Source organism: Streptomyces uncialis (genome assembly GCF_036250755.1).
GTDB lineage: Bacteria > Actinomycetota > Actinomycetes > Streptomycetales > Streptomycetaceae > Streptomyces > Streptomyces uncialis.
On sequence record NZ_CP109583.1, the window covers coordinates 1,461,264 to 1,483,522 of the forward strand.

Sequence of the window (22,259 nt, forward strand, 5' to 3'; positions counted from 1 at the left end):
TTCGGCGCGAAGCCGACGACTCCGGCACGGTTCGCCCGCACAGCCTCGCGTACCGCTCCGAGCAACAGGCCCCGGCTGCACAGTCCTTGCCGGTGATCGTCCCGCTGCGAGCGATGCGGACGACGGGGTGGCGGCGATGTCGAGACCGGTGTCCACGGTGTGGTGGGCGCTTGCCTACCGTGCGATGTCGGCGACAGCGGTGAGGGCGGTGTCGATGTCCCGGGGCGAGTTCACGATGGCGGTCCCGATCCGCGGCCAGGGCGTGCTGTTGTACGGGAGGACGGGCAGAGAAGACAGGCGGATTCGTTTCTCCGCGGCGCGGGAGATGACCTGCTCGGCGCTGTGGCCGCGGACGCTGAAGCAGGTGATGCCCGCCGACATCTCGGGGTCCGCGGGGGTGTGCACCGTCACTCCGGGGATACCGGCCAGTCCGTGTTTGGCGCGGGTGGACAGGCGCGCGATGCGGTCCGCGACGCGGGCGCGACCGAGCCGCTGGTGGAAGGCGACGGCGGTCGGCAGCGCGAAGGCGTGCTCGAAGGCCAGGTATCCGCCCGGGGAGAGCGGCGCCGCCCCACCGCTGAAGATGAAGGTGGCGAACGTCGGCCGGAGCTGGTCGAGCACCTGGGGAGAGACCCACACCAGGCCGGTTCCGCGCGGCCCGAAGAGCCACTTGTGTGTGCCGGCGACCAGGATGTCGGCCCCCAGACGCGCCCCGTCCTGGTCGACAGCGGCGAGCCCGTGCACGCCGTCGACGACCAGCAGACAGCGGTCGGCCTCCGCTCGTCCCTGATTCGCCTCGCGCACCACCTCGGCGATCCGGCGCACGGGCATCCGCACTCCGGTGCCGGACTGCACCCAGGTGACGCCCAGGACCCGTGTCTCGGGGCGGATCTGCTCCCGCAGGGTACGGATGATCTCATCGGCGGTGGCCTGGGCGGAGTCGCGGAACCAGGAGCAGAGCCGCACCTTGGCGCCGCGTTTCTCCGCCGCCAGCTGGGCCGCGAGCACATGGGACGGATGGTCGTCGGTGCTGAGCACGAACTCCTGACCAGGACGCGTCCGCACCCCGTTGTAGACCACCCCCAGCCCGATGGTCGTACTGGCGGTCATCGCGAGTTGCTCGGGCCGCGCTCCCAGGTAGTCGGCCAGAGAGGCCAGCACCCGCGGCCACCCGGTCGGGCCGTCCGGCAGCGACAGCCCCCCGGGCGCCGCCAGAGGGTTGGCGTCGATCTGACGGCTCAGGTGCGCCACCGCCTCCCGCACCACCCGGGGGTGCGACGCCAGGTGGTACATCGCCAGATGAACCCAGCCGGGCTCCAGCCGGAACTGTGCCCGCACCGCGTCCCAGTCCGGCCGCCCACCCGCCATCACGGGCGGCGCTCCCCCAAGGGCAGGCCCGGCCGCCCGGGCGAGACCGCCCGAAGCCACCACGGCGGCGGCCCCGACCGGACCGGCCAGCAGATGCCTACGGCTCACCCTCGCCATCGCCGCTCCCGAACTCCGCATGAACTCCGCGCCCCGCAGGAGGCATGACCCGATCCACCCTAGAACGCGTTCCGCGCCGCATTCGGAGAACGCCGCGCGAATGGCTGACAGTGGCACCGCGAGGGGGCAGCCGAGGGGATGCCCCTTGACTCGCGGACGCCGAGCAGGGCGGTGTTCTGCACACCATGTGTCCATGAACGCGTGGAGGGGCCCTGGTGCGTACGGCACCAGGGCCCCGAAGGAACTGCTACACCATCCGCCGGCCTGGATACTGCGCCGGCCTTCTGTTTCCGCACGCCCGACCACACTGCTGTCGGAGACGCGGGGATCGCGGTTGCTCGACCGGAGACCACCTCACTATCGATGTCCTGCGGTACCCGGGCCCAACACTTCCGCCCGGGCGATCCTGATGGCGCTCGGCCCCTCCGTTCTTCCCTCGATGAACAACTGCGTACCACTGCGTACTGCTCTGTACTGCTGGTGATGCGAACCGCTGGTGACCTGACCAAGCGTCACGCTCCGGCAGCCAGCCCCGCTCGCCCGTACTTCGTTCTGCTCTGGCTTGGAACCCCACTGCCGGACCTCCCGGTGCGCGCGTCCGCAGCCGACGCCTTCACCGAGGTACCGCTCACTGACTTCACTGCTGCGTACCGCGTCTGCGGGTACTGCCACCGCATCAACCGCGGTTCTGCTCATTGGCGGCCCCTGATCACCGCGGGCCACCCGGTCCGGCCGTCAGTCCCGTCGCCGTCCTGCGTCTGCTCTGGCTCCGGAACTCCACCGCCGCACCGCCCTGCCGTACTGCAACTGCGGGTACCACCTGTACTGCTGACCGGCAGTTCGTCTCTGCCAGGCCCTGCTGTCCTTCTGGCTACGAGAGAAACCATAACCACACCACCACCCAATGTCTACTCCGGCCGACATAGATTTTCGTTCACTTGAAAGTGAGGCAATCGGACCAGCCAGGTTGAGGAGCGCGGACCGGGGAACAAGGAGGCAGGTAGGCAGGACAGAGCACCGATGAGCCGAAGGCGAGGCTGAACCTGATGGAGACCATGTGCGCCGACGCCATGACCATCCGCACCGCGACCGCCGTCGCCGACGCGCGAGAGAGCACCCGTACATTTCTGCAAGGTCTGGTGAGTCCGATCAAGGCCGCGGCAGCCGACACCGTGGTCCTGGTCGTCTCTGAACTGGTCACCAACGCCCTGCGCCACAGCGGCGGCACCTGCACCCTGGACCTGACCGCGTACCCGGACGCCATCGAGGTCGCCGTCCACGACCCCAGCCCGCGGATGCCCCATATGCGCACCCCCGACCTGACCGGCGGCACCGGGGGCTTCGGCCGGCACATGGTCGACCACCTCGCCCGCACCACCGCGGTCACCCCACGACCGACCGGAGGCAAGACCGTCAGCGCCCTCCTCGCCCGATAGCGCCGGAGACGCAGACATCGACACCGGCCGGACTGCCGGGTGCCCGCGGCGCAGGCACCCTGGCCGACTGTCCACAAGGCCGGCCGGTGGGCATCGTCCCCGTCGGCTTTCGGCGCGGCGGCGGGATGGCGGCTTCGGGAGTGGCTGGCTGGACGATCGCGTGAACGGCCCGATCAGTCATCAGGGATTCAGGTTCTGGGACCGGACTCGCTGAACGGTCCGGTGGTCGAGCACGGCTATGCCCTCCTGCTGGAGGGCTTCGCGGGCCTGTGGTGATGTCAGGAACTCGTGGTCCGTCCCGGTGCCGGTGTCGCGGTGACCGAGGGCCCGCTCCGTCCACCGTCGGCGGGCGGAGGGAACGGGCCGGGTTCCTTGGTGCTCAGAGGCGGGTCCAGGGGCCGCAGACGGTGTCGGCTCCTGCCCTGCCGGTGCAGACCTGGTAGCTGAGGGCGGGCGCGGAGGCGGACATGTTCTGTTCACCGCAGCCGGTCGTGACGCCGTTCGCGTCGCTGACCGTGCGGGTGGCGGTGCCCCCGGTGTGGTTCCGGTAGGTGTAGTGGGTGCGTACGCCCCAGTTGTCGCCGAAGGTGTCGCAGGCGTAGACCCGCAGACCGTCGTCGTCGGCGCCGCCGAAGCCGCGGTTCTGGCCTTCGGCCTGGACGGTGTACTCGCTCGCCGAGGCGGCGGTCGCGGTGAGCAGGAGGGCGCTGGTGGCTGTGACGGTGGCCAGCAGGAACCGGATCGTGTGTCGCATGTTCATCTCCCCGTGTGCGTACGAACTCTCCTTGCGCGTCCACCCGCCCGGCCAGGTAGCAGCCGGAACATCCCCCGCAGGACACCTGCGCACGCGGACTCGGGAGTGCGCCGGGATCCCCCGGTCACTGCCCGCCGCCGCACCCCCGGACCGACAGACTCATCTGAAGACATGGACCTCGCGGAGACCTCCCACGCGTACACACCGGGCGCGACCCCCCGGCGGGTGACCAACGGGACTGTCGTCCTATTTCTTGCTCGCCGTTCGCCGTTCGCCCCACAGCATTCGCCGCTGGCCGACCGCCGGCCGTACGTGCCCGTCGGTGAGGCCGGTAGGGCTCGTGCAAATCTGAGGCATGCCCCCGCACGAACGGGTGACAGCCTCCGGTTCCGGTACCCGATCACGGTGCCGTCGGACCGGTGCGCACCGTACACAGGTGCGGGGCCTATCGGCGAGGTGATGTCAGTACGATTCGGCCATGTCCGCCGGATCGTGTACTGGTGCGTACCTTCAGCGGCTTTGGGGAGTTTGGTCAGACATGGAGCAGATCGAACGACCCACTCCGCTCAAGGAGCTTGCTCAGCGCATCGAATGCCACAACGAGGCGCTGAGGAGAGCGCGCGGCCTGTGGAACGAGGCAGAGCAGGCCAGCCGGCAGATCGGCCATCTGGTGGGGCTGGCGATGGCGGCCGGCACCTCGTGGGCCGAGCTTGGCCGGCTGCTCGCGACCGCCGAGGAGGCGCCTGTGCCTCCTGGTCTCAGATTGCAGGGTGCGGCGTCCGGCCGCCCGGCGCCGCTGGCCGGGGAGAATCCCCTGCGGCAGGGGGCCACCCCGTCCGGCCGCCCGGCGCCCCTGGCCGGGGAGAATCCCCTGCGGCAGGGGGCCACCGCTCCCGGAGCCGGGCCGCGGGCGGCCGAGGGGGAGCTCTCGCAGATCCCGCCGCAGAGTGAGCGACCGCACCAGGAGGAGCGTCCTCAGCTCGTTCTCTGACTCGGTCAGGACAAGAGGTGAACATCCCGGGAACCGGTAGCACCCCCAGGTGGGCGTGCCGACCGCCGAGTCAGGCACCGGTCAGCTGGAAGTGCCAGATGATCTCCGCCGGTACTCCGCGATCGGCCGCCGCCGCTGCCTCGGGCACCAGAGCGGCCAGGCTCCAGGGCCAGACCTGCCATGGACCCGGCCCGGTCGCCCGTGGCCGGTCCGTCGCCCCGGACGGCTCCGTGGACGGGATGAACGGTTCTTCGCACCGTCGGACCTGCAACCCGACCGGAAGCGCGGCACGCAGATAGTCCCCGGCCGAATGCCGATAGGACTCCAGGCGCCCTGCCGTCCCGTCCGGCAGGCGCACGGGGGGAATCGAGCCCCGCGCCACCCGTTCGGGGTGGACGTCGGAGATCACCAGATGCCCGCCGGGCCTCAGCACCCTGGCGAACTGCGCCATGACCGGCCGCAGGTCGGGAACGTGTGTCAACGCCAGACAGCAGACGACGAGGTCCACCGCGCCGTCGGCCACGGGCAGCCCCGACAGCTTGCCGAGACGGAACTCGCCGTCCGGTACTCGGACACGTGCCAGGTCGAGCATCTCCGGTGAGCTGTCGACGCCCACCACCTGGTGGCCGCGTTGTGACAGCACGGCCGCGATACGTCCGGTTCCGCATCCGGCGTCCAGCGCGGTGCCCGGCGGCAGCCCGTTCAGGATCTCCCCGATGACCGGCTCGTCCAGGGCGAACGCCGAGTTGGGGCCGTCATAGGTGCGGGACCACACCCGGTAGCCGTCGACCGTGCCGACCCGGGCGACCTCGACCGCCGCGTCGGCCAGTGACTCGTCGTCGAGGAGGGCCCGGATCTCCGCGACACGGGCGTCGACGAAGGCCCGGTCGTGCTCACCGGTGAACGAGCGCAGCAGCGCGAGCCCTTCGAGGCCCAGGACGTAGGCCAGGGGATTCTCGTAGATCACACGACGGGACGCTAGCGACCCTGACGCGGCGACTCCAGCGAATTCCAGTCCCCGGAAGGCCGGGGCGCGGTCGCGGGTCGCTCTTCTTCGAGCGGACCCGGTCGGAGCGGTGTCACTCCGGTCCGGCTCGTCCGATGCTGGGGCTCTTCTCCTGCTCGGTCCCGGTCACGAGGCCCCGCTCCCACCGTGGGATCGCTCGGTGCGATGCCGACCCGGCCTCGGTGGGGTCCTCCACGAGGACCTCACCGAGGCGTGTCACAGGATGCGGCGGGTGTCAGCGCTTCCAGACGGTCGCGCGCCAGGTCGTCGCGTTGCCGGCGCCGTCGGTGCCGACGGCGAATCCGGCGATCACTCCGGCGTCGTTGATCGCGAACGCGGCGGCGTAGGGACCGAGAGGCGACTGCGGCAGCGGGACGACCGTACCGTCGGGCTTCCACAACAGGGCCTTGTCCAAGGCGGGGTTACCGGCCGGCGGCCACGCGTACCCGACGGCCGCCCCCCGGTTGTTGATCGCGAGCACCTCTCCGGCCGCTTCCGCCGGATTGGCGAGCACTGTCCGGGTGCCGTTCGCGTTCCAGCGGGCCGTGACGCCGTTCGGGTTGTCGTCCAACGACGCTCCTACGGCGGTGCCCGCCCGGTTGACGTCGTATCCCCGCCCGCGCCCGGCGTCCCGGACCGTGCCGTCGGCAGCCCACACCAGGACCCGGTCGTACTCCGTGCTCCCGGCGAGCCGCCCGTGGCCGAAGACCACGCCGTTGTCGGTGATCTGGCTCGTCCGGGCCCCGGCGATCCCCGCCGGGAGGGGCAGCGCGCTGACGGCACCCGCCGCGTTCCAGCGCACGGGGTGCGCGGAGCCACCGGCGGCGTCGCGCTTCTCGGTCCACCCGACCGCCGTGCCCGCGTTGTTGATCGACGTCGCGGTGCCGCTGTTGTCGCCGGGCAGCACGGGCAGGTCGGTCCTGCTGCCGTCGGACCGCCAGCGCAGGGGGTGGGAGATGTTGTTCTCCTCGGACGCGTCACCGACCGCGGCCCCGGAGTTGTTGACGGCCGACGCGTTACCGCCACGGGCCCCGTCGGGAAGCGCCAACCGCTTCGGGGTGGCGCCCGGTGACCAGCGGACGGGGTGGGAGTCGGGCGCGCTGTCGAAGGACAGGCCGACCGCCCATCCGCGGTCGCTGAGCGCGGTCGTCCGGCTGAATCTCTCACCCGGCAGCGGCGCCAGGCGGGTCCAGCCGGGGCGGCCGGCGTTCCACCGGATCGCGAGTGGCCCGTCGGAGCCCTCCACGTAGTAGTCGCCGACGATCGTGCCGCTGCTGTTCAGCCCCTTGACGAAGCTGTGGAGCCCGCCGGGCGGGATCGGGAGCAGCCGTGAGGTCAGCTCCGGCCGGGAGCGCTCGGCCACCGCCACGGGTGCCGAACCAAGGAGGAGCAGGGCGGTTGCCGCCGCCGTGGCGGCAAGGGATATGGGTCGGGCAACACGCGAGCGGGCCATCCGGAGACTCCTGATCTCTTCAAGGACAATGACGTACGAGTGCATGGGCAGTTCGTCTGTGCCAGGTCAGCGGAGAAGCCGCGCGGCGGATCAAGTTTCCGCATCCGGCGCTTAGTTGGCAGCTCGATCTCCGAAACGGCCGAATTCGTACGCTCGTTCGCCTTGCCCCGCACCGCCCGCTGCCGACACGTCCGTCCGCCGCGTGGACGGGCCCGGCCTCCAGGTGACGGCGCTCCGGCAGCACTTCCGGTCCCACGGCGGGGGGCGCGGCCGACGGCCGGTGAGCACAGTCGCCCGCCCGTGCACGGCTCGGGACCTCGGCGGCTTCCGGCCACCGCGCTCGGCCCCGCGTCCCCGCGCCGGACCAGGCGCCGGGGCGGTCGGCCGCCCGGCGTCACCAGTTCGGCTCCCGCTGACCGCACCTGCTCGCCGCTCAAGGGCTCGGGATCGTCCCTGGCGCCCCCGAGTCGCTGACGACCGGCGATCCGTCGACCGGTGATCCGTCGTCCACTCGTCCGACATCGATGTCCTGCTCGCCTACGCCCCGCGGCCCCGGCCCCGCTCCGCGGTCCGAGGGAGGACCCGGTGGCCACCGGGGTGGGCCCGCCCGCCGCTGATCACCGCGGACGGGCCCGCCCTCCGTTGCGGAGGGGTCAGCGCACGTCGACGTAGTCGGCGGTGCTGGTGGCGGCGCCGGTCGCGGAGTTGCCCTGGTACACCCACCGGTAGTAGCCGTCGGCCGAGGCGGTGACCTTGGCCTTCAGCGCCCCGGTGCGGCTGGTGGTGGCCTTCTTGACCGTCCTGAAGGTGTCGGTGCCCTTGGCCCGGAACTGAAGGCTGACCGTACGGTCGCCATAGGCGTCGTACTTCTTCGTGTTCCAGTTCGCCCGGGTCAGTTTGCCCGTGACGGTGAGGGTCCCGCGCTGGGCGACCGGCTCCGGAGAGGCGTCGACGGTGGCCTTGGACAGGCGCTTGAGCGGGACGGTCAGGGACCGCGTCTCCAGCTCACCGGCCTTGAGGCTGCCGTCGGCCTTCCACAGCCGCAGCGAGACGCCGACCTTCCAGGACGTGGCGTCGCTGTTGGAGTCGACGTACTCCTGGGCCGGGTGCGGGTCGATGTAGAGCCTGCCCTCGCAGCGCAGGCGCCGGGAATCGATGATGAAGCAGGTGTAGCTGCCGTCGATGTAGTTGTCCCCCGTCTCGGCCGCCCGCGTGATGCTTCCTCGGTAGAGGAAGGGAGCCGCGCTGTAGTCGGAGGGGTCCTCGGTGGTGTACCCCCGGGGCAAGGTGACACGGAAGCCGAAGGACGGCTCCACCACCTTCGACGTGCCGACGACGATCGGCTTGCCCCTGTTGACGACGATGTCCGAGACAGTGATGCCGGTGTCCGCGGCCCAGGCGGCCGGCGCGTTCAGCGTCGAGAGACCCAGCGCTCCCACGAGCACGGCCACCGCGGCGGTTCGTCTGCGTGCCTTCATTCCCATACTCCCACCCCATCAGGAAAGTGCTGCCGTTCAAGAAGGGCGGCAGCCTATCCGACCGGTTCCCGCTCTACAGGCCCGCCGTTGGCCGCAGTTGGCCGCCGTTGGCGCTCGGGTGGGCCCGCCCGGCGCGCGCGACGGACGGCGCGCGTAGGATCGGCGGTTCCGATCCGCGAGGAGCTCGCCCGGTGACCGCCGTCCTGCCGTCCGTCCGTACCGCCACCGGTCTGCTGCCGGTCCAGCGGCTGACCCGTTTCGAGGACGGCGCGGAACTGCGCGCGGTGCTGTGGCGGGCGGGCCCGGGGTGGCGGATGATCAGCAGCGCGCCCCTGGGCGGGGGCATCGGTGCGCGTGCCTGGGTCCTCAACGCCCAGGTGGCACACGGCTACCGCCGTACCGACCCGGAGCGGCATCTCGCCGCCCTCGCCGACGGAGCCGGGCTGCGCGGGGCGGGCGTGGGGTTGATGACAGCCGCGGATGTCTCCCGGCCGGGCCGCGGGCGCAGCGGTGGCGTCGAGGCCGTCGCCACCTCCGGTGTGTCGGTACGGGGGTGGGCCGCCTCCCCCGCGGAGGGGACGCGGACCCCGGCCGGGCCGGGGACCATCAACATCGTCGTCGCCGTTCCCGTCGCGATGTCCGACGCCGCGCTGGTCAACGCGGTGGCCACCGCCACCGAGGCCAAGGTCCAGGCGCTCCTCGACCTCGGCTACGACTGTTCCGGCACCCCGACCGATGCCGTATGCGTCGCCGCCCGGACCCCGGTACCGGGCGACGAGGTCCACGCCTTCGCCGGGCCGCGCTCCCTGTGGGGCGCGCGGCTCGCCCGCGCCGTCCACGGCGCCGTCCGTGAGGCGACGCCGCCCCCGTAGGGTCCGCCGGGGACCGAGGGCCGGGACCGCCCCGACCGCCTGCTCCGTCCGGAACGCGGAAGGGCGGGGCCGACCAAGCGGGTCGACCGGAGGGTCACAGTGCGCCCAGACCGTCCACGCGCTGCCGGACAAGGGAGGCCGCCTGATGAAGGGCGGTGTGCTCCGCTTCGTCCAAACCCCACTCGACCACGCGCAGGACTCCCCGCGCGTCCATGGTGACGGGGACGCCGACATTGACGCCGGACAGCCCGTACTCGCCGTTCAGCGCGACGGACGCCGTCCAGTCCGCCGACCGCCCGTGAGTGAGGTCGTGGATCATCCTCGCGACTCCGCTCGCCGTGGTCCACACCGTGGTGCGCGCCCTGCCGAGCCGACCCCACCGGGTGTAGAAATCACGCAGTTCGGCGAGGGCGCTCTCCCGCTGCCGGGCGGACACCCGCACATGCCTGCCCTTCGACAGGACATGGTCGAAGAGCGGCACGAACGCGTCCCCGTGCTCGCCGATCACCCAGGCCGTGATGTCCGCCGCGTCCTCCCCCAGGGCCCGGGCGACAGCCACCCGCAGCCGCAGACTGTCGTTCCACGAGTAGCCCAGAATCCTTGAGCGGCCGAAGTGCGTGTGCCGTCGCAGCCAGCCGCTGAGCACATCGATCGGGTTGGTCACGACGATGACGTGCCCGCGCCAGTCCGCGGAGACCTTGGTGATCTCACGGAAGTAGGGATGGACGACCTCCGCGTTGGCCGACATCGAGTCCGCACGCGGCGCCCACGCGGTGAGCGGCACCGAGGCGGTGATCACGATGATGTCCGAGTCGTGGAAGTCCCCGGTGTCCCCATGGCCGACGACCGGTGGCCGGCCCAGCGGCGCCAGGGACTCGGAGTCCATCAGCAGACAGGCGACGGACCGGGTGTCCCGGCCGATGAGCGCGATCTCGTAGGCGTCGGGCGCGGTGATGAGGAGGTGGGCGAGCGACGATCCCACTCCGCCCGCGGCGCCCACGATCGTGACCTTGGGGTGTCTCATCGATGTCGCACCGACTCCGCGCCAGGGGCGGCCCGGCCGCAGACGGCCACCCAGCCGAAGGAGCACATCAGGTCGCCGCTCCCCGCCTGGAGATCCTCGAACTCGGCGATCAGGTCGGGGCCGCCTCCGGAGGCATAGGGCCGCGCCGCTTCGACGGTGGAGCGGTAGAGGTCGCCCCATGGGGATCTGCGGCTGTAGAAGGGCACCTCCATGGTCACGTCCTGGACGTCGAGTCCCGCTCGTCGGACGGCCCGGGGTAGTGCGCCGCCGAGGCGGAAGTCGATTCCCTCGGTCCGTCCCCAGCGGCACCAGGCCGACCAGAACCGCTGATGCGCCGGTTCGGCGAACACGGCGGCACCGGCGTCGGGTTCGACGAGGACCAGCGCACCGTCCGGTTTCAGGGCCCCGGCCAGCCGACCCACCACGGCTTCCCACTGCGGCAGATGGTGCAGGAGCGCCCGGCAGGTGATCATATCGAAGGCACCCCGGGGGATCTCGTCGGTGAGCACGTCGAGTTCGCGGACCGCCAGGTTCGGGCGCCGTTGATGCTGGAGGAACGTCAGGTCGATGTCGGTGGCCGTCACGTGGCCCGTGGCTCCCACCTGGCCCGCCATCCACGCGGCGATCGTGCCTGTCCCCGAGCCGAGCTCCAGGCAGCGCAGCCCCGCGCGCAGCCCGGCCGTGTGCAGGGTCCGCCGGTGCAGCGGGTCCAACAGCCGGGCCAGCAACCGCAGACGGTCATGTTCCCCTGCCCCTGATCCGGCGAAGACGTAGGGAGAGACGGCGGCGTGTTCGGGGGAGACGGGACCCGTCATGAGGCACCTCCTTGGTGGACCGGAACACTGTTGCGCGTATGCGATGCGGCGCTCATGTCGCGTCAGCTCCTCGGAGGGTTCCGCGGTGGAGGGGGAGGACGAGCGGCCAAGCCGTGGGGCGGGGCGGTGGACCACGGCCGATCGGCGGCCCCGGACGTTCGGCCGCGAGCGGTCCCGGGTCGTCAACGGGCCGGGCAGCGGCGGTGCTTGGTACCGCCCATGACGACGTGCCCCCGGCCCGGGCACCCGGGCGGCGGACCCAGCGGCCTGCCACCACCTTCCGGCCACCGCTCCGCACACGTCCAATACACAGCGGTGATGACAGCCGTCACCGCCGGTGATCGCACCAGGGCAGCGGGTCCGCACAGCGCCGGAGCCGCCCTCCGGCGTCACCCGTACCGGCGAGCGGGATCTGGACCGTCCGCCGAGGGGCTGTGCCCAGGAATGCGCCTACCGGCTGCGGCGGACGCCGGTCACAGGAAGCGGCGGATCGGCAGGACGGCGACTTCCAGGGCCCTCTGTACGACAGGGCGTCTCTTCCAGCGGCCCTCCCGGATCAGTTCGCTGGCTGCCACATCGGCCTCGAAGTGCTCGTCCAGCGTCGCGGTGAACTCCTGGTCCAGGACGGCGAGCATGACCTCTTCGTCGTGGTCGAGGGAACGGCGGTTGAAGTTGGTCGAGCCGATGAGAGCGGCGACGTGGTCGACGGTGATGACCTTGGCGTGCATCATCGTCGGCTGGTACTGGTAGATCTTCACCCCGCACGCGGTGAGGTCTTCGTAGTACTGCTGACCCGCGAGCTGGCAGACCCGTTTGTCGGTGTGCGGGCCCGGCAGCAGGATCTCCACCTCGACCCCGCGCCGGGCGGTGGCGCAGAGAAGTTCGATGAAGTACGCGTCCGGTGAGAAGTAGGCGGTGGCCAGGCGGAAGCGCTCCTCGGCGGATTCCAGCATCACGCGGATCAGGGTCTGCATGTCCTGCCAGCCGAAGCTGGCCGATCCGCGCACCACCTGCACGATCGCGTCGCCCTGCGGGCTGTGCGCGATGAACCGGTCGCGGTCGTCGAAGAGTTCGTCGTGGCACTCGGCCCAGTTCTGCGCGAACGCGGCGGCGATGCCGTCCACGGCGGGGCCGCGGACCTTGACGTGGGTGTCGCGCCACTCGTTCTCGTTGCGTGCGTCCCCGCACCACTCCTCGGCGATCCCGACCCCGCCCGTGAACGCGGTCTCCTCGTCGACGACGAGGACCTTGCGGTGGCAGCGGTGGTTCTGCTTGAACGGTGAGAGGTACAGCGGTTTGCGGAACCACGCCACCTGCACCCCTGCCCGCTCCATCGCGTCGAGCTGCTCGCTGTCGATCAGCCGGCTGCCGAACCCGTCCAGCAGCAGCCGCACCCGTACCCCCGCACGGGCCCGCTCCGCGAGCGCTTGGGCGAACTGGCAGGCGATGTCGCCCTTCCAGTACACGAAGGTCATCATGTCCACCGTGTGCTCGGCACTGCGGATCCCGGCCAGCATCGCGGCGAAGATCTCGTCCCCGTTCCGCAAGGGGACGACCGCGTTCCCCTCGGTCGCCGCGATCCCTATCAGCCGCTCCAGACGCCGCCGTATCCGCGCGACGCGGGCCTCGGCGGACGGCCCGTACGGCGCTTCGGGAGCCCGCGGGGTCGCCTCGGGCGCTTCTTGCCTGCTGGTCATGGCCTCACCTGACCGGAACACGACGAGGGTCTTCAGGCCGCGGTGCCCGGTCCGGTGCGGGCTGAGCGGCGAGCTGACTGTATCCCCCGGGTTCCCGGTCGGTCGCGGCCCGGGGCATGCGCCTGCCGCATCGGGGCAGACGGCAGAGACACCCCGACCATTGGAGCCCTTCATGATGATCGTCGCTATTGTCGCTGTCTGTGTCGTTCTCGCCGCGCTTGCCTTCTTCGTACCCCGTCTTTCCCGGCACCCCGAGCGCGGCACCCAGCGCACCCTGGGAGCCGGATCACGCACCGGTGGCAAGGCCCCCGGCATCCTGGGGCGGATCTTCAGCAAGCCCTTCCGCAGCAGCTCCAAGGCAGTGGGCCGCAGTGGTTCGGCCGGCCGTCGCGCCCGTGGCCGCATGCCCTTCTAGGGCAGGTTCCCACCCTCTGCCGCACCCTCACGACACCTCCTACTCACGTACTCAAGTACGCGTACTCATGTGCGGACGCGGGGCACCCCCGAAGGATGTGCTCATGGCGCGAACCTTCGGCGAGGACATGTGAATTCCCACCTTCGGCGAGGTGAGTCCCGGCTTTCCCCTCCCCCGCTCGTGGCGGGCCCGGCGTCCAGTCGTCGCCCTGTTCGCCACAGCTGATCCCCGGGGGCGGGGCGACCGGGGCAGTCGGCCACCGTCCCCCCAGGGGGACTCCCCTTCGCCGAAAGAGACGTGCATGAGTCGCGACCCGCACATTCGAGCTGCCACTCCAGAGGATCTGGTCTGGATACACGAGCTGAGGCACCGTGTGTACGCCCAGGAGCTCGGTCAGCACCCGCCGCAACCGGACCGACGGCTGTACGACGCGCTGGACGGCGGCAACGTCTACCTCGTCGCGGCCCGGGGCCCGGTCCGTATCGGCTTCATCAGTCTGACCCCGCCGTGGCTGGGCCGCTACGGCCTGGACAAGTACCTGACCCGCGACGAACTGCCGCTGTTGTCCGAGGGGGGAGTCTTCGAGGTACGCATCCTCACCGTGGAGCCGCGCTGGCGCGGTACCGCGGTGGCACCGCTTCTGATGTACGCGGCCCTGCGGTGGATCTCCTCGCGGGGAGGCCGCGCGGTGGTGGCGATGGGCCGCACCGAACTGCTCGACATGTATCTGAAGGCCGGTCTGCGGCCCGTGGGGCGCACCGTCCGCAGCGGTGCGGTGACCTTCGAGGTGCTGACGGGTGAGGTGGCCGCGCTGACGCAGGTGGCCACCACCCGGTATCGCAGCGTCCTGGAGCGGTTCGGCTCCGTGGTCGACTGGCGGTTGGACATGGAGCGGACGCCCGGGCCGGACGGCTGTGAACACGGCGGTGCCTCCTTCACCGCGATCGGAACGGACTTCCGCACCCTGCACCGGCGCCACGAGGTCGTCGCCGCCGATGTGCTGGACGCCTGGTTCCCACCCGCTCCCGGGGTAGGCGCGGCGCTCACCGAGGATGCGGCCTGGTCCGCCAGGACCTCGCCTCCCACCGGAGCCGAGGGCCTGCTGTCGGAACTCGGGGAGGCCCGGGCACTGCCGGTGGAGACGCTCGTGGCCGGGGCCGGCTCGTCCGACCTGATCTTCAGGGCGTTCGGCCGCTGGCTGACCCCGGGGAGCAGGGTGCTTCTGCTCGACCCGGGATACGGCGAATACGCCCATGTCACCGAGCGCGTGATCGGGTGCCGGGTGGACCGCTTCCGGTTGCACCGGAGGGACGGGTGGCGGATCGACTTCGCCCGGCTGGCCTCTGTCGTCGGTGCGGGCCGATACGACCTGGTGGTCGTGGTCAACCCGAACAACCCGACCGGACGGCACGCGTCCGCCGCCGAACTGCGCACCCTGATCGCGGACGCCCCGGCCGGGACCCGCTGGTGGATCGACGAGGCCTACCTCGGCTACGTGGACCTGGCGGAGTCGCTCGCCCCACTGGCCGCGGTGGACCCGCGGGTCGTGGTCTGCACCTCGCTGTCCAAGATGTACGCGCTGTCCGGGGTACGGGCGGCCTTCCTGGTGGCCGAACCCGCCACCGCGGCACTTCTGCGCCGGTGGACGCCGCCCTGGGCGGTGAGCCTTCCCGCGCAACTCGCCGCCGTGGCCGCCCTGCGGGACCCCGCGCACTACCGCTCCCGCTGGCTCCGCACCCACACCCTGCGCCGTCGACTGGCCGCCGACCTCGCCGGGGTGGCGGACAGCGCCGTGGTGGAGGAGGGCGTTGCGAACTTCCTCAACATCACGCTGCCGTACGACGGACCGAGCGCTGCCCGCCTGGTGCGGGAGTGCCGTCGACACGACGTCTATCTGCGCGACCTGTCGCCCCTCTCCCCGCAGTACGAAGGGCGCACCGTACGCGTCGCGGTCAGGGACACGGCGGAGAACGCGCGCATCGTGGCGGCGTACGGGGCCGCGCTGGAGGCCCTGCGGCCCGGCCCGCTCCGGCGGCGGTCCGCTGGGTCCCCGGCCGGTGTCGCCGCCGGCCACGCCCGGTGACCGGTGTCGCCTCCCTCGCGCCCTTGCTCGGTGGGGCCCTGGCGCTCGGCGGGGTGGCCGCGGCGCTTTCCGGACGCCGCGAACTGCTGGTCCGTTGGTGCTGCTGGGCGGTCGGAGTGCCCCTGGTCGCCGGAGCGTTCTGGTGGGGCAGCCCGGCGGTAACGGCCCTCGCGCTCCTGGTCGGGGTGATCGCGGCGATGGAGTTCGGCGGGCTGACGGGTCTGTCCCGGCCGGACAGGGCGGTACTGGCCGCGGCCGTCTCCGGCGTGATTCTGACCTCGTGGCTGGCCCCCGGACACGAGGTGCGGGCGATGGCTGCCGGCGCGCTGGCCATCGCCGCGGTGCCGCTGCTGGCCGGTGACTCCACCCATGGTCTGCGCCGCCTCGGGGCAGGTCTGCTCGGGCTGGTCTGGCTGAGCGTGCTCGCCGCCCTGGCACCGCTCGGTGCGACCGCGCTCGCCCTGTTCGCCGCTGTCTCGGTGGGCGACATCGTCGCGTACTTCGCCGGTCCGCGGCTGGGCGGGCCACGGCTGTCGCCGCTCTCCCCGGCCAAGCGGTGGAGCGGAACCCTCTCCGGTGCCGCGGCCGCCCTCGGTGTGCTCGCCGCGCTGTCCGCGCTGAGCGTGCCGATGGCGGTCGCGGTGGTGGTCGGCGCCCCGGCGGGGGACCTCCTCGAATCCATGGTCAAGCGAGGAGCGCGGGCGAAGGACTCCGCTCACTGGCTGGCGGGCTCCGGGGGCCTGCTCGACCGGATCGACTCGCTCCTCCTCGCCCTGGCCGTCCTTCTCCTCCTGAGCTGACCCGGGGCTCGGGGCTCGGGACTCAGGGCTCGGGACTCAGGGCTCAGGGCCTTCGGCTGGAGTACCGGCCTGCCCACCCCGGACCCGCCGCGGCTCCCGCGCCTGTTCTTCCCTGCTCGCGGTACCTCGCGGACGCGGGCGCGGGCCCGAGGGCGGGCGCGGACCCCGGGGAGCCGTTACAGAGCACCCGGTGATGCCGCTCGACCGCCCGGTCGCGTGGCGGTGCCCGCTCCCCTCACAGCGACGGGGTGGCGGCGGTCTGCGGCTCATGGGGGTCGGTCTCCTGCGGCGGATCGGTGAGCTGCTCACGCAGATAGTTCCAGGCCACGGCGAGCAGCGCGGCGAGGGGTACGGCGATCAGGCTGCCGACGATCCCCGCCAGACTGCCGCCGAGCGTCACCGCCAGCAGGACCATGCCCGCGTGCAGGCCGAGCCCACGGCTCTGGATCATGGGCTGGAAGACGTTCCCCTCCAGTTGCTGCACCGCGACGATGATCACCAGCACGATCAACGCGTCCGCCGGGCCGTTCGACACCAGCGCGATGAGCACCGCGACCAGGCCGGCGAACAGGGCACCGATGATCGGTACGAATGCCGAGACAAAGGTCAGGACCACCAGGGGCAGGACCAGAGGTACCCCCAGCAGCCACAGGCCGAGGCCGATGAGGACGGCGTCGAGCAGACCGACGAGTGCCTGGGACCGGACGAAGCTGCCCAGCGTGTCCCAGCCCCGCGCGGCCAGCGTCGGAACGTCCTTGGCGAGCCGGCCGGGAAGCTGACGGGCGAGCCAGGGCAGGAAGCGGGGTCCGTCCTTGAGGAAGAAGAACATGAGGAAGACCGCGAGAAGAGCGGTGACCACCCCGTTCACCACAGTGCTCAATCCGGTGAAGACGGTGGTGATGATGCTGTCGACGCTGCCTTGAACACGGCTGACCGCGGTGTCGACGCCTTCGGTGATCTGGTCGTCGCCGATGTTCAGCGGCGGTCCGGCGGCCCATTCGCGCACCTGGTGGATTCCCTCGACCACCCCGGTGGTCAGCTCCCCGGACTGCGAGGCCACCGGAACCGTGATCATCGCCGCGACTCCCACGGCGGAGAGGAGGAACAGCACGGTCACGGTGGAGGCGGCCAGAGCGGGGGCCCAGCCGTGACGGCGCAGGAATCGGGTCGGGGGCCAGGTCAGTGTGGTGAGCAGGAGGCCGATGATGAGCGGCCATATGACCGACCACATCCGGCCAAGTATCCATATGGTCACCGCGGCCATCACCAGGACCACGAGCAGCTCGCCGCAGACCCGCGCCGATGTACGGAGTGCGGCGCGGGATCTGACGGAACTCAGCGTCTGAGACATGGGATCACCTTATGGTCATTTCGGCGGTACCTGATGCCGTGCCCCAGCAGAACGTCTGCGGAACAAGCGACTTGACGCACCGTCACCTTTGCCGCCCACCGGGACGAGGCCGTCACCTCGGTCGGCCTCGCACACCTGCGCCGCCACGACCTGCGCCAGCACGGGACTCGTCCCGTTCGCCGACGCCGGAGTCCCGCCCATGTGCCGCGCTGGATCACCGGACACGGCCGGAAGACGCCGCTGGACCGCGTGGTCCCCAACTGGTCCCCAGGAACGGCGGAAAGGCGGTACCGGAATTCTCCGATACCGCCTGCGACCTGCGTAGATGCAAGTCGGGACGACAGGATTTGAACCTGCGACCCCTTGACCCCCAGTCAAGTGCGCTACCAAGCTGCGCCACGTCCCGTTGCGTTCCCCTGCGGTGTTCCCGCGTGATCACGCGAACAGAACTTTACCTCACGCGGACAGGTGCCCGGTGACACGGTGCCGGGCGGGTGCGGTGGGGCCGGGGCGGGTGCTCGGGGACAATCGGGCCTATGGGTGACGCGGACGGGCAGAGTAGCGGGACAGACGGGGCGCGGGACAGGGACGAGGAGGGGCGGGCGCGGAGTGCGCGGCCCCGGGACGGGCTCGGGCGCCCGCTGCCGTACGGGGCGAGCGGTGTCGAACGGCAGCCCGAGGGCGTCGTACGGGCACCGGACGACACCGTGGCCGAGGCCCAGCGGCTCCTCGACGCGGGGATGCCGTTCCACGCCCATGAGGTGTTCGAGGACGCGTGGAAGAGCGGCCCCGAGGCCGAGCGGCCCTTGTGGCGGGGACTCGCGCAGCTCGCCGTGGGGCTCACCCATGCCGCCCGGGGCAACGCGAAGGGCGGGGCCCGGCTGCTGCGGCGCGGGGCGGGCGGGGTGGCGGAGTGGCCCGGCGGCGCGTCCCACCCGCGCCTGTACGGGCTCGACCGCGCGGGGCTCGCCCGCTGGGCCCGCGCCCTCGCGGCCCGGCTCGACGAGGACGCCACCCCGGTCGACGCCGCCGCCCACGCACCCCGGCTCACGGCGGTGAGCGGTGAGCGGTGAGCGGTGAGCGGTGACCAAGGCGATTCGTAGGCACCGCGGGGCGGGCGGCGGGGAGGACGGCTCGGCGGGCCGTTCGGCATCCCCGTGACCCCAGGTCCCGTGGGCCGCAGGGTCCCGTGAGCTCGGGGGCCTGCGAGCCCAGGTCACGGTGTGCTGTCGCGCCAGGCAGGACTCCGGTCGGGGGGCCCGGACGCACGTGCGGCAGACTCGGCGTGTGCGACACATTCATGTCATCGGTATCGGTTCGGGCGACCCCGACCAGCTCACGCTCCAGGCGGTCAAGGCGCTGCGGGCCACGGACGTGTTCTTCCTGCTGGACAAGGGGGAACGGAAAACGGATCTGTCCGGGCTGCGCAAGGGCATCCTGGACACCCATCTGCCGGACCCGTCGGCGTACCGGGTGGTCGAGGCGCGGGACCCCGAGCGGGCGCGCGAGTCGGACGGCGCCGCGTACAGCGCGGCCGTCGACGACTGGCGGACGCGGCGTGCCGACATCTACGCGCGGATGATCACCGACGAGCTGGGCGAGGACGGGACCGGGGCGTTCCTGGTGTGGGGCGACCCCTCGCTGTACGACAGCACCTTCGGCATCCTGGAAGCGGTGCTCGCGCGGGGCGGCGTGGAGTTCACGTACGACGTGGTCCCGGGGATCAGCAGTGTGTCGGCGCTCGCGGCCCGGCACCGGATCGGGCTGAACCGGGTGGCCCGTCCCGTGCAGATCACCACGGGACGGCTGCTCGCGGCGGGGTTCCCGGAGGGGGTGGACGACGTGGTGGTGATGCTCGACGCGCAGCAGGCGTTCCGGCACCATGTCCCGTCCGGTTCCGAGGACGGTGCCGAAGGCGGTACCGATGACCGTGCCGACGGGTCGGGCGGGGACGGCGGCATGGACATCTACTGGGGTGCCTACATCGGTACGCCGGACGAGATCCTGATCTCCGGTCCGCTGGCCGAGGCGGGGCCCCGGATCGAGCGGGTGCGGGCCGAGGCGCGGGAGCGCAAGGGCTGGATCATGGACACCTATCTGCTGCGCAGGAACCCGGACGGGGAGCAGGATCGCGGGGACACCGGCCGCTAGCCAGGGTCTGCCGGCCAGGTGCGGGCCGTCGGGCGGGAGCGGTCCGCCCGGGCGGCGGGGGCCGGGGCATCGGCCGGGTCGGGGCCGGCCGGTCGGGGCCGGGGCGTCACCAGGACGGATGGGCCCCGCGTGCGCCCGCCGCCGCCCGGTGTGACGCTCGGTCCGTGACCACCATCGACGACACGGCCCCGAAGGCTGCGAACGGCGCGGCGACGGCTCCGCCGGTGCTCGATCGGCGGAGCCGCAACATCGTCTTCGTCACGGTCATGCTGGGCATGCTGCTCGCGGCGCTCGACCAGACGATCGTGGGGACCGCGCTGCCGACGATCGTGTCGGAGCTGGGCGGCGGCGACCATATGTCGTGGGTGGTCACGTCGTATCTGCTGGCGGAGACGGTCGCGACGGTCCTGGTGGGCAAGTTCGGGGACCTGTTCGGCCGGAAGGTGGTCTTCCAGGTCTCGGCGGTCGTGTTCATCACCGGCTCGTTCCTGTGCGGGCTCGCGACGAACATGACGCTGCTGATCCTGTGGCGTGGTGTGCAGGGCATCGGCGCGGGCGGGCTGATGGTGACCTCGATGGCCCTGATCGCGGATGTGATCCCGCTGCGTGAGCGGGGCAAGTACCAGGGCGCGATCGGGGCCGTGTTCGGTGTGGCGACGGTCATCGGACCGCTGCTGGGCGGGCTGTTCACGGATCATCTGACGTGGCGCTGGGCGTTCTACGTCAACGTCCCCATCGCGATCGTGGTGGTGATCGCGGCGGCCCGGACGATCCCGGTGGTGAAGTCGGCGTCCAGACCCGTCGTCGACTATCTGGGGATCGCGCTGGTCGCGGCCGGGGCGAGCGCGCTGATCCTGGCCACGAGCTGGGGCGGCAACACCTACGCGTGGGGTTCCGGTGTCGTCGTCGGGCTGTTCGTGGGCGGTGTGGTGGCGCTCGGGCTGTTCTGCTGGGTGGAGACCCGGGCGGCCGAGCCGATGCTGCCGATGCGGCTGTTCCGCGACCCGGTGTTCACGGTCTGCTCGGTGCTCAGCTTCATCGTCGGGTTCGCGATGCTCGGCGCGATGACGTTCCTGCCGACGTTCCTCCAGTACGTGGACGGCGATTCCGCGACGGTCTCCGGGGTGCGGATGCTGCCGCTGGTGGTGGGGCTGCTCATCGCCTCGGTGTTCAGCGGCGTCGTCGTCAGCAGGACGGGCCACTACCGGGTGTTCCCGATCGTGGGGTCCGTGGTGATGGCGGCGGGCCTGTTCCTGCTGTCCCTGATGGGCAGTGGTACGGGGATCTGGCTGTCGTCGCTGTACATGTTCGTGCTGGGTACCGGTATCGGGCTGTCGATGCAGGTGCTGACGATCGCGGTGCAGAACACCGTCGCGTACAAGGATCTGGGGACGGCGACCTCCGGGGTGACGTTCTTCCGGACGCTGGGCAGTGCGTTCGGTACGGCGGTGTTCGGCACGATCTACACCAACAGCCTCCAGTCGAACCTCGGGGACGGGGTGCGTGCCGCGGTCCGTACCGGGGCCGCCGATCCTGAGGTGATCGCCAGGGGCGCGACGAGCCCGGAGGGGCTGCACCGGCTGCCCGCCGAGGCGGCGGCGCCGATCGTGCGCGCGTACCAGGACTCCCTGGACACGGTGTTCCTGTGGACGGTGCCGGTCGCGCTCGTCGGGTTCGTCGTCGCGTTGTTCCTCAAGGAGGTGCCGCTGCGGGACAGTGCCCGGCTGGCGTCGTCCGACATGGGTGAGGGGTTCGCGCGGCCGTCCTCCGGGGACTCGCAACGGCTGCTGGAGACCGCGGTGGCGAACATCCTCCGGGAGACGGGACCGGACACCGCGCGGCGGATCGTCGCAGGTTCCGACACCCGGCTGGACCCGGCGGGGGCGTGGGCGGTGATGCAGGTGGAGCTTTTCGACCGGCTCGTCGGGCACGCGAGCCTGGGGCTGATCGCGGCCCGCCGTCAGATGCCGCCGGAGGTGCTGGTACCCGTCTTCGAGCGGATGGTGGAGGAGGGGTACCTCACCCGCGCCGGGTCGCTGTTCTCGCACACGGCGGCCGGTGCGCGGGAGGCCGCGGTGATCACCCGGGCCTGGGCCGAGTGGCTGGACGACCGGCTCACGGAGGACGGTGGGAGGCCGCCGGACACGGCACTGCGGGCGGCGGTGGACTCGATCGCCAAACGGCTGCTCGCCGAGGACCTGTCGACGGCGCTGCCGGCGGCGCCCCGGCGGGAGGACCGGGAGGCGGTGACCGGGCGGGCGGGGTGAGGGGACGGGCGGGGAGGGGAGAGTACGGGAGCGGTGCGTGGGCTCTGTCCGTTCCCGCGTATGGCTCAGGTGTCCTGTCCGGTGCGGGGCTCAGGTGTCCTGTCCGGTGCGGGGCTCAGGTGTCCTGTCCGGTGCGGGGCTCCGCCGTCCCCGAGGCACGTGGGCATCGGCGTCCCGCAGT

Annotated in this window: 18 protein-coding genes and 1 tRNA gene; 9 read left to right on the top strand and 10 right to left on the bottom strand. The window is 71.6% G+C overall.

The genetic code is table 11. The features are described from left to right. Positions 1-174 precede the first annotated feature (174 nt). Entirely contained in the window at positions 175-1,485 is a 1,311-nt protein-coding gene (locus tag OG711_RS05735; RefSeq protein ID WP_329558615.1) for an aminotransferase class V-fold PLP-dependent enzyme, read from the bottom strand. Positions 1,486-2,531: 1,046 nt separating this feature from the next. Here OG711_RS05735 and OG711_RS05740 point away from each other — a divergent pair. Continuing rightward, entirely contained in the window at positions 2,532-2,921 is a 390-nt protein-coding gene (locus tag OG711_RS05740; protein ID WP_329558616.1) for an ATP-binding protein, read from the top strand. A 379-nt stretch (positions 2,922-3,300) separates the two neighbouring features. Here OG711_RS05740 and OG711_RS05745 read toward each other — a convergent pair whose 3' ends face one another. Next, positions 3,301-3,675, bottom strand: a complete 375-nt coding sequence (locus OG711_RS05745; protein ID WP_107499207.1) for a hypothetical protein — start codon at positions 3,673-3,675, stop codon at positions 3,301-3,303. A gap of 538 nt (positions 3,676-4,213) precedes the next feature. Between OG711_RS05745 and OG711_RS05750 the strand changes: the two genes are divergently transcribed. Next, entirely contained in the window at positions 4,214-4,666 is a 453-nt protein-coding gene (locus OG711_RS05750; RefSeq protein ID WP_266506041.1) for a hypothetical protein, read from the top strand. A 70-nt stretch (positions 4,667-4,736) separates the two neighbouring features. Here OG711_RS05750 and OG711_RS05755 read toward each other — a convergent pair whose 3' ends face one another. The 3 genes from OG711_RS05755 to OG711_RS05765 form a co-directional block, all read right to left on the bottom strand. After that, complete coding sequence (locus OG711_RS05755; protein ID WP_329558617.1) at positions 4,737-5,633, bottom strand: class I SAM-dependent methyltransferase; 897 nt, start codon at positions 5,631-5,633, stop codon at positions 4,737-4,739. A gap of 274 nt (positions 5,634-5,907) precedes the next feature. Continuing rightward, the gene (locus OG711_RS05760) at positions 5,908-7,125 is read right to left on the bottom strand and encodes a hypothetical protein (protein ID WP_329558618.1); all 1,218 of its coding nucleotides are present in this window, start codon (positions 7,123-7,125) and stop codon (positions 5,908-5,910) included. A gap of 653 nt (positions 7,126-7,778) precedes the next feature. Further along, positions 7,779-8,603 carry a hypothetical protein gene (locus tag OG711_RS05765; protein WP_329558619.1) on the bottom strand — a complete coding sequence of 275 codons (825 nt, stop codon included), beginning with the start codon at positions 8,601-8,603 and terminating at the stop codon, positions 7,779-7,781. 191 nt (positions 8,604-8,794) lie between these two features. Between OG711_RS05765 and OG711_RS05770 the strand changes: the two genes are divergently transcribed. After that, positions 8,795-9,475 (top strand): adenosylcobinamide amidohydrolase, encoded by a 681-nt coding sequence (locus tag OG711_RS05770; protein WP_329558620.1) that lies wholly within the window; start codon positions 8,795-8,797, stop codon positions 9,473-9,475. Between the two features lie 94 nt (positions 9,476-9,569). Here OG711_RS05770 and OG711_RS05775 read toward each other — a convergent pair whose 3' ends face one another. The 3 genes from OG711_RS05775 to OG711_RS05785 all read right to left on the bottom strand — a co-directional run bounded on the left by OG711_RS05775 (position 9,570) and on the right by OG711_RS05785 (position 13,011). Further along, positions 9,570-10,499: a malate dehydrogenase gene (locus OG711_RS05775; RefSeq protein WP_266506066.1), complete on the bottom strand. Its 930-nt coding sequence runs from the start codon at positions 10,497-10,499 to the stop codon at positions 9,570-9,572. Then, positions 10,496-11,314 (bottom strand): methyltransferase domain-containing protein, encoded by an 819-nt coding sequence (locus OG711_RS05780; RefSeq protein ID WP_329558621.1) that lies wholly within the window; start codon positions 11,312-11,314, stop codon positions 10,496-10,498. The genes OG711_RS05775 and OG711_RS05780 overlap by 4 nt, the downstream gene beginning before the upstream one ends. Before the next feature lie 473 nt (positions 11,315-11,787). Then, complete coding sequence (locus tag OG711_RS05785; RefSeq protein WP_329558622.1) at positions 11,788-13,011, bottom strand: phospholipase D-like domain-containing protein; 1,224 nt, start codon at positions 13,009-13,011, stop codon at positions 11,788-11,790. A gap of 172 nt (positions 13,012-13,183) precedes the next feature. Between OG711_RS05785 and OG711_RS05790 the strand changes: the two genes are divergently transcribed. The 3 genes from OG711_RS05790 to OG711_RS05800 all read left to right on the top strand — a co-directional run bounded on the left by OG711_RS05790 (position 13,184) and on the right by OG711_RS05800 (position 16,309). Beyond that, positions 13,184-13,426, top strand: a complete 243-nt coding sequence (locus OG711_RS05790) for a DUF6411 family protein (protein WP_073787064.1) — start codon at positions 13,184-13,186, stop codon at positions 13,424-13,426. A 301-nt stretch (positions 13,427-13,727) separates the two neighbouring features. Then, on the top strand, positions 13,728-15,509 hold the full coding sequence (locus OG711_RS05795) for a histidinol-phosphate transaminase (protein WP_329558623.1): 1,782 nt from the start codon (positions 13,728-13,730) through the stop codon (positions 15,507-15,509). Further along, the gene (locus tag OG711_RS05800; protein WP_329558624.1) at positions 15,506-16,309 is read left to right on the top strand and encodes a phosphatidate cytidylyltransferase; all 804 of its coding nucleotides are present in this window, start codon (positions 15,506-15,508) and stop codon (positions 16,307-16,309) included. Before OG711_RS05795 ends, OG711_RS05800 begins: the two co-directional genes overlap by 4 nt. Before the next feature lie 235 nt (positions 16,310-16,544). Here OG711_RS05800 and OG711_RS05805 read toward each other — a convergent pair whose 3' ends face one another. Together OG711_RS05805 and OG711_RS05810 are read right to left on the bottom strand one after the other, a co-directional pair. Further along, positions 16,545-17,660 (bottom strand): AI-2E family transporter, encoded by a 1,116-nt coding sequence (locus OG711_RS05805; RefSeq protein WP_329558625.1) that lies wholly within the window; start codon positions 17,658-17,660, stop codon positions 16,545-16,547. A gap of 332 nt (positions 17,661-17,992) precedes the next feature. Next, positions 17,993-18,066 (bottom strand) — tRNA-Pro (locus OG711_RS05810). A 130-nt stretch (positions 18,067-18,196) separates the two neighbouring features. Between OG711_RS05810 and OG711_RS05815 the strand changes: the two genes are divergently transcribed. The 3 genes from OG711_RS05815 (at position 18,197) to OG711_RS05825 (ending at position 22,078) form a co-directional block, all read left to right on the top strand. Continuing rightward, positions 18,197-18,733, top strand: coding sequence for a DUF309 domain-containing protein (locus OG711_RS05815; RefSeq protein ID WP_266506084.1), 537 nt, complete (start codon positions 18,197-18,199; stop codon positions 18,731-18,733). Positions 18,734-18,947: 214 nt separating this feature from the next. Continuing rightward, positions 18,948-19,811, top strand: coding sequence for a precorrin-6A synthase (deacetylating) (gene cobF, locus OG711_RS05820; protein ID WP_329558626.1), 864 nt, complete (start codon positions 18,948-18,950; stop codon positions 19,809-19,811). A gap of 164 nt (positions 19,812-19,975) precedes the next feature. Next, positions 19,976-22,078, top strand: coding sequence for an MDR family MFS transporter (locus tag OG711_RS05825; RefSeq protein ID WP_329558627.1), 2,103 nt, complete (start codon positions 19,976-19,978; stop codon positions 22,076-22,078). The last annotated feature ends 181 nt before the right edge of the window (positions 22,079-22,259 follow it).

Bases quoted from the DNA above. Each gene is read 5' to 3' on its own strand.
- OG711_RS05775 (WP_266506066.1), bottom strand. From the start codon at position 10,499: ATGAGACACCCCAAGGTCACGATCGTGGGCGCCGCGGGCGGAGTGGGA.
- OG711_RS05750 (WP_266506041.1), top strand. From the start codon at position 4,214: ATGGAGCAGATCGAACGACCCACTCCGCTCAAGGAGCTTGCTCAGCGC.
- OG711_RS05780 (WP_329558621.1), bottom strand. From the start codon at position 11,314: ATGACGGGTCCCGTCTCCCCCGAACACGCCGCCGTCTCTCCCTACGTC.
- OG711_RS05795 (WP_329558623.1), top strand. From the start codon at position 13,728: ATGAGTCGCGACCCGCACATTCGAGCTGCCACTCCAGAGGATCTGGTC.
- OG711_RS05815 (WP_266506084.1), top strand. From the start codon at position 18,197: ATGGGTGACGCGGACGGGCAGAGTAGCGGGACAGACGGGGCGCGGGAC.
- OG711_RS05740 (WP_329558616.1), top strand. From the start codon at position 2,532: ATGGAGACCATGTGCGCCGACGCCATGACCATCCGCACCGCGACCGCC.
- OG711_RS05765 (WP_329558619.1), bottom strand. From the start codon at position 8,603: ATGAAGGCACGCAGACGAACCGCCGCGGTGGCCGTGCTCGTGGGAGCG.
- OG711_RS05785 (WP_329558622.1), bottom strand. From the start codon at position 13,011: ATGACCAGCAGGCAAGAAGCGCCCGAGGCGACCCCGCGGGCTCCCGAA.
- OG711_RS05790 (WP_073787064.1), top strand. From the start codon at position 13,184: ATGATGATCGTCGCTATTGTCGCTGTCTGTGTCGTTCTCGCCGCGCTT.
- OG711_RS05735 (WP_329558615.1), bottom strand. From the start codon at position 1,485: ATGGCGAGGGTGAGCCGTAGGCATCTGCTGGCCGGTCCGGTCGGGGCC.
- OG711_RS05760 (WP_329558618.1), bottom strand. From the start codon at position 7,125: ATGGCCCGCTCGCGTGTTGCCCGACCCATATCCCTTGCCGCCACGGCG.
- OG711_RS05805 (WP_329558625.1), bottom strand. From the start codon at position 17,660: ATGTCTCAGACGCTGAGTTCCGTCAGATCCCGCGCCGCACTCCGTACA.
- OG711_RS05745 (WP_107499207.1), bottom strand. From the start codon at position 3,675: ATGCGACACACGATCCGGTTCCTGCTGGCCACCGTCACAGCCACCAGC.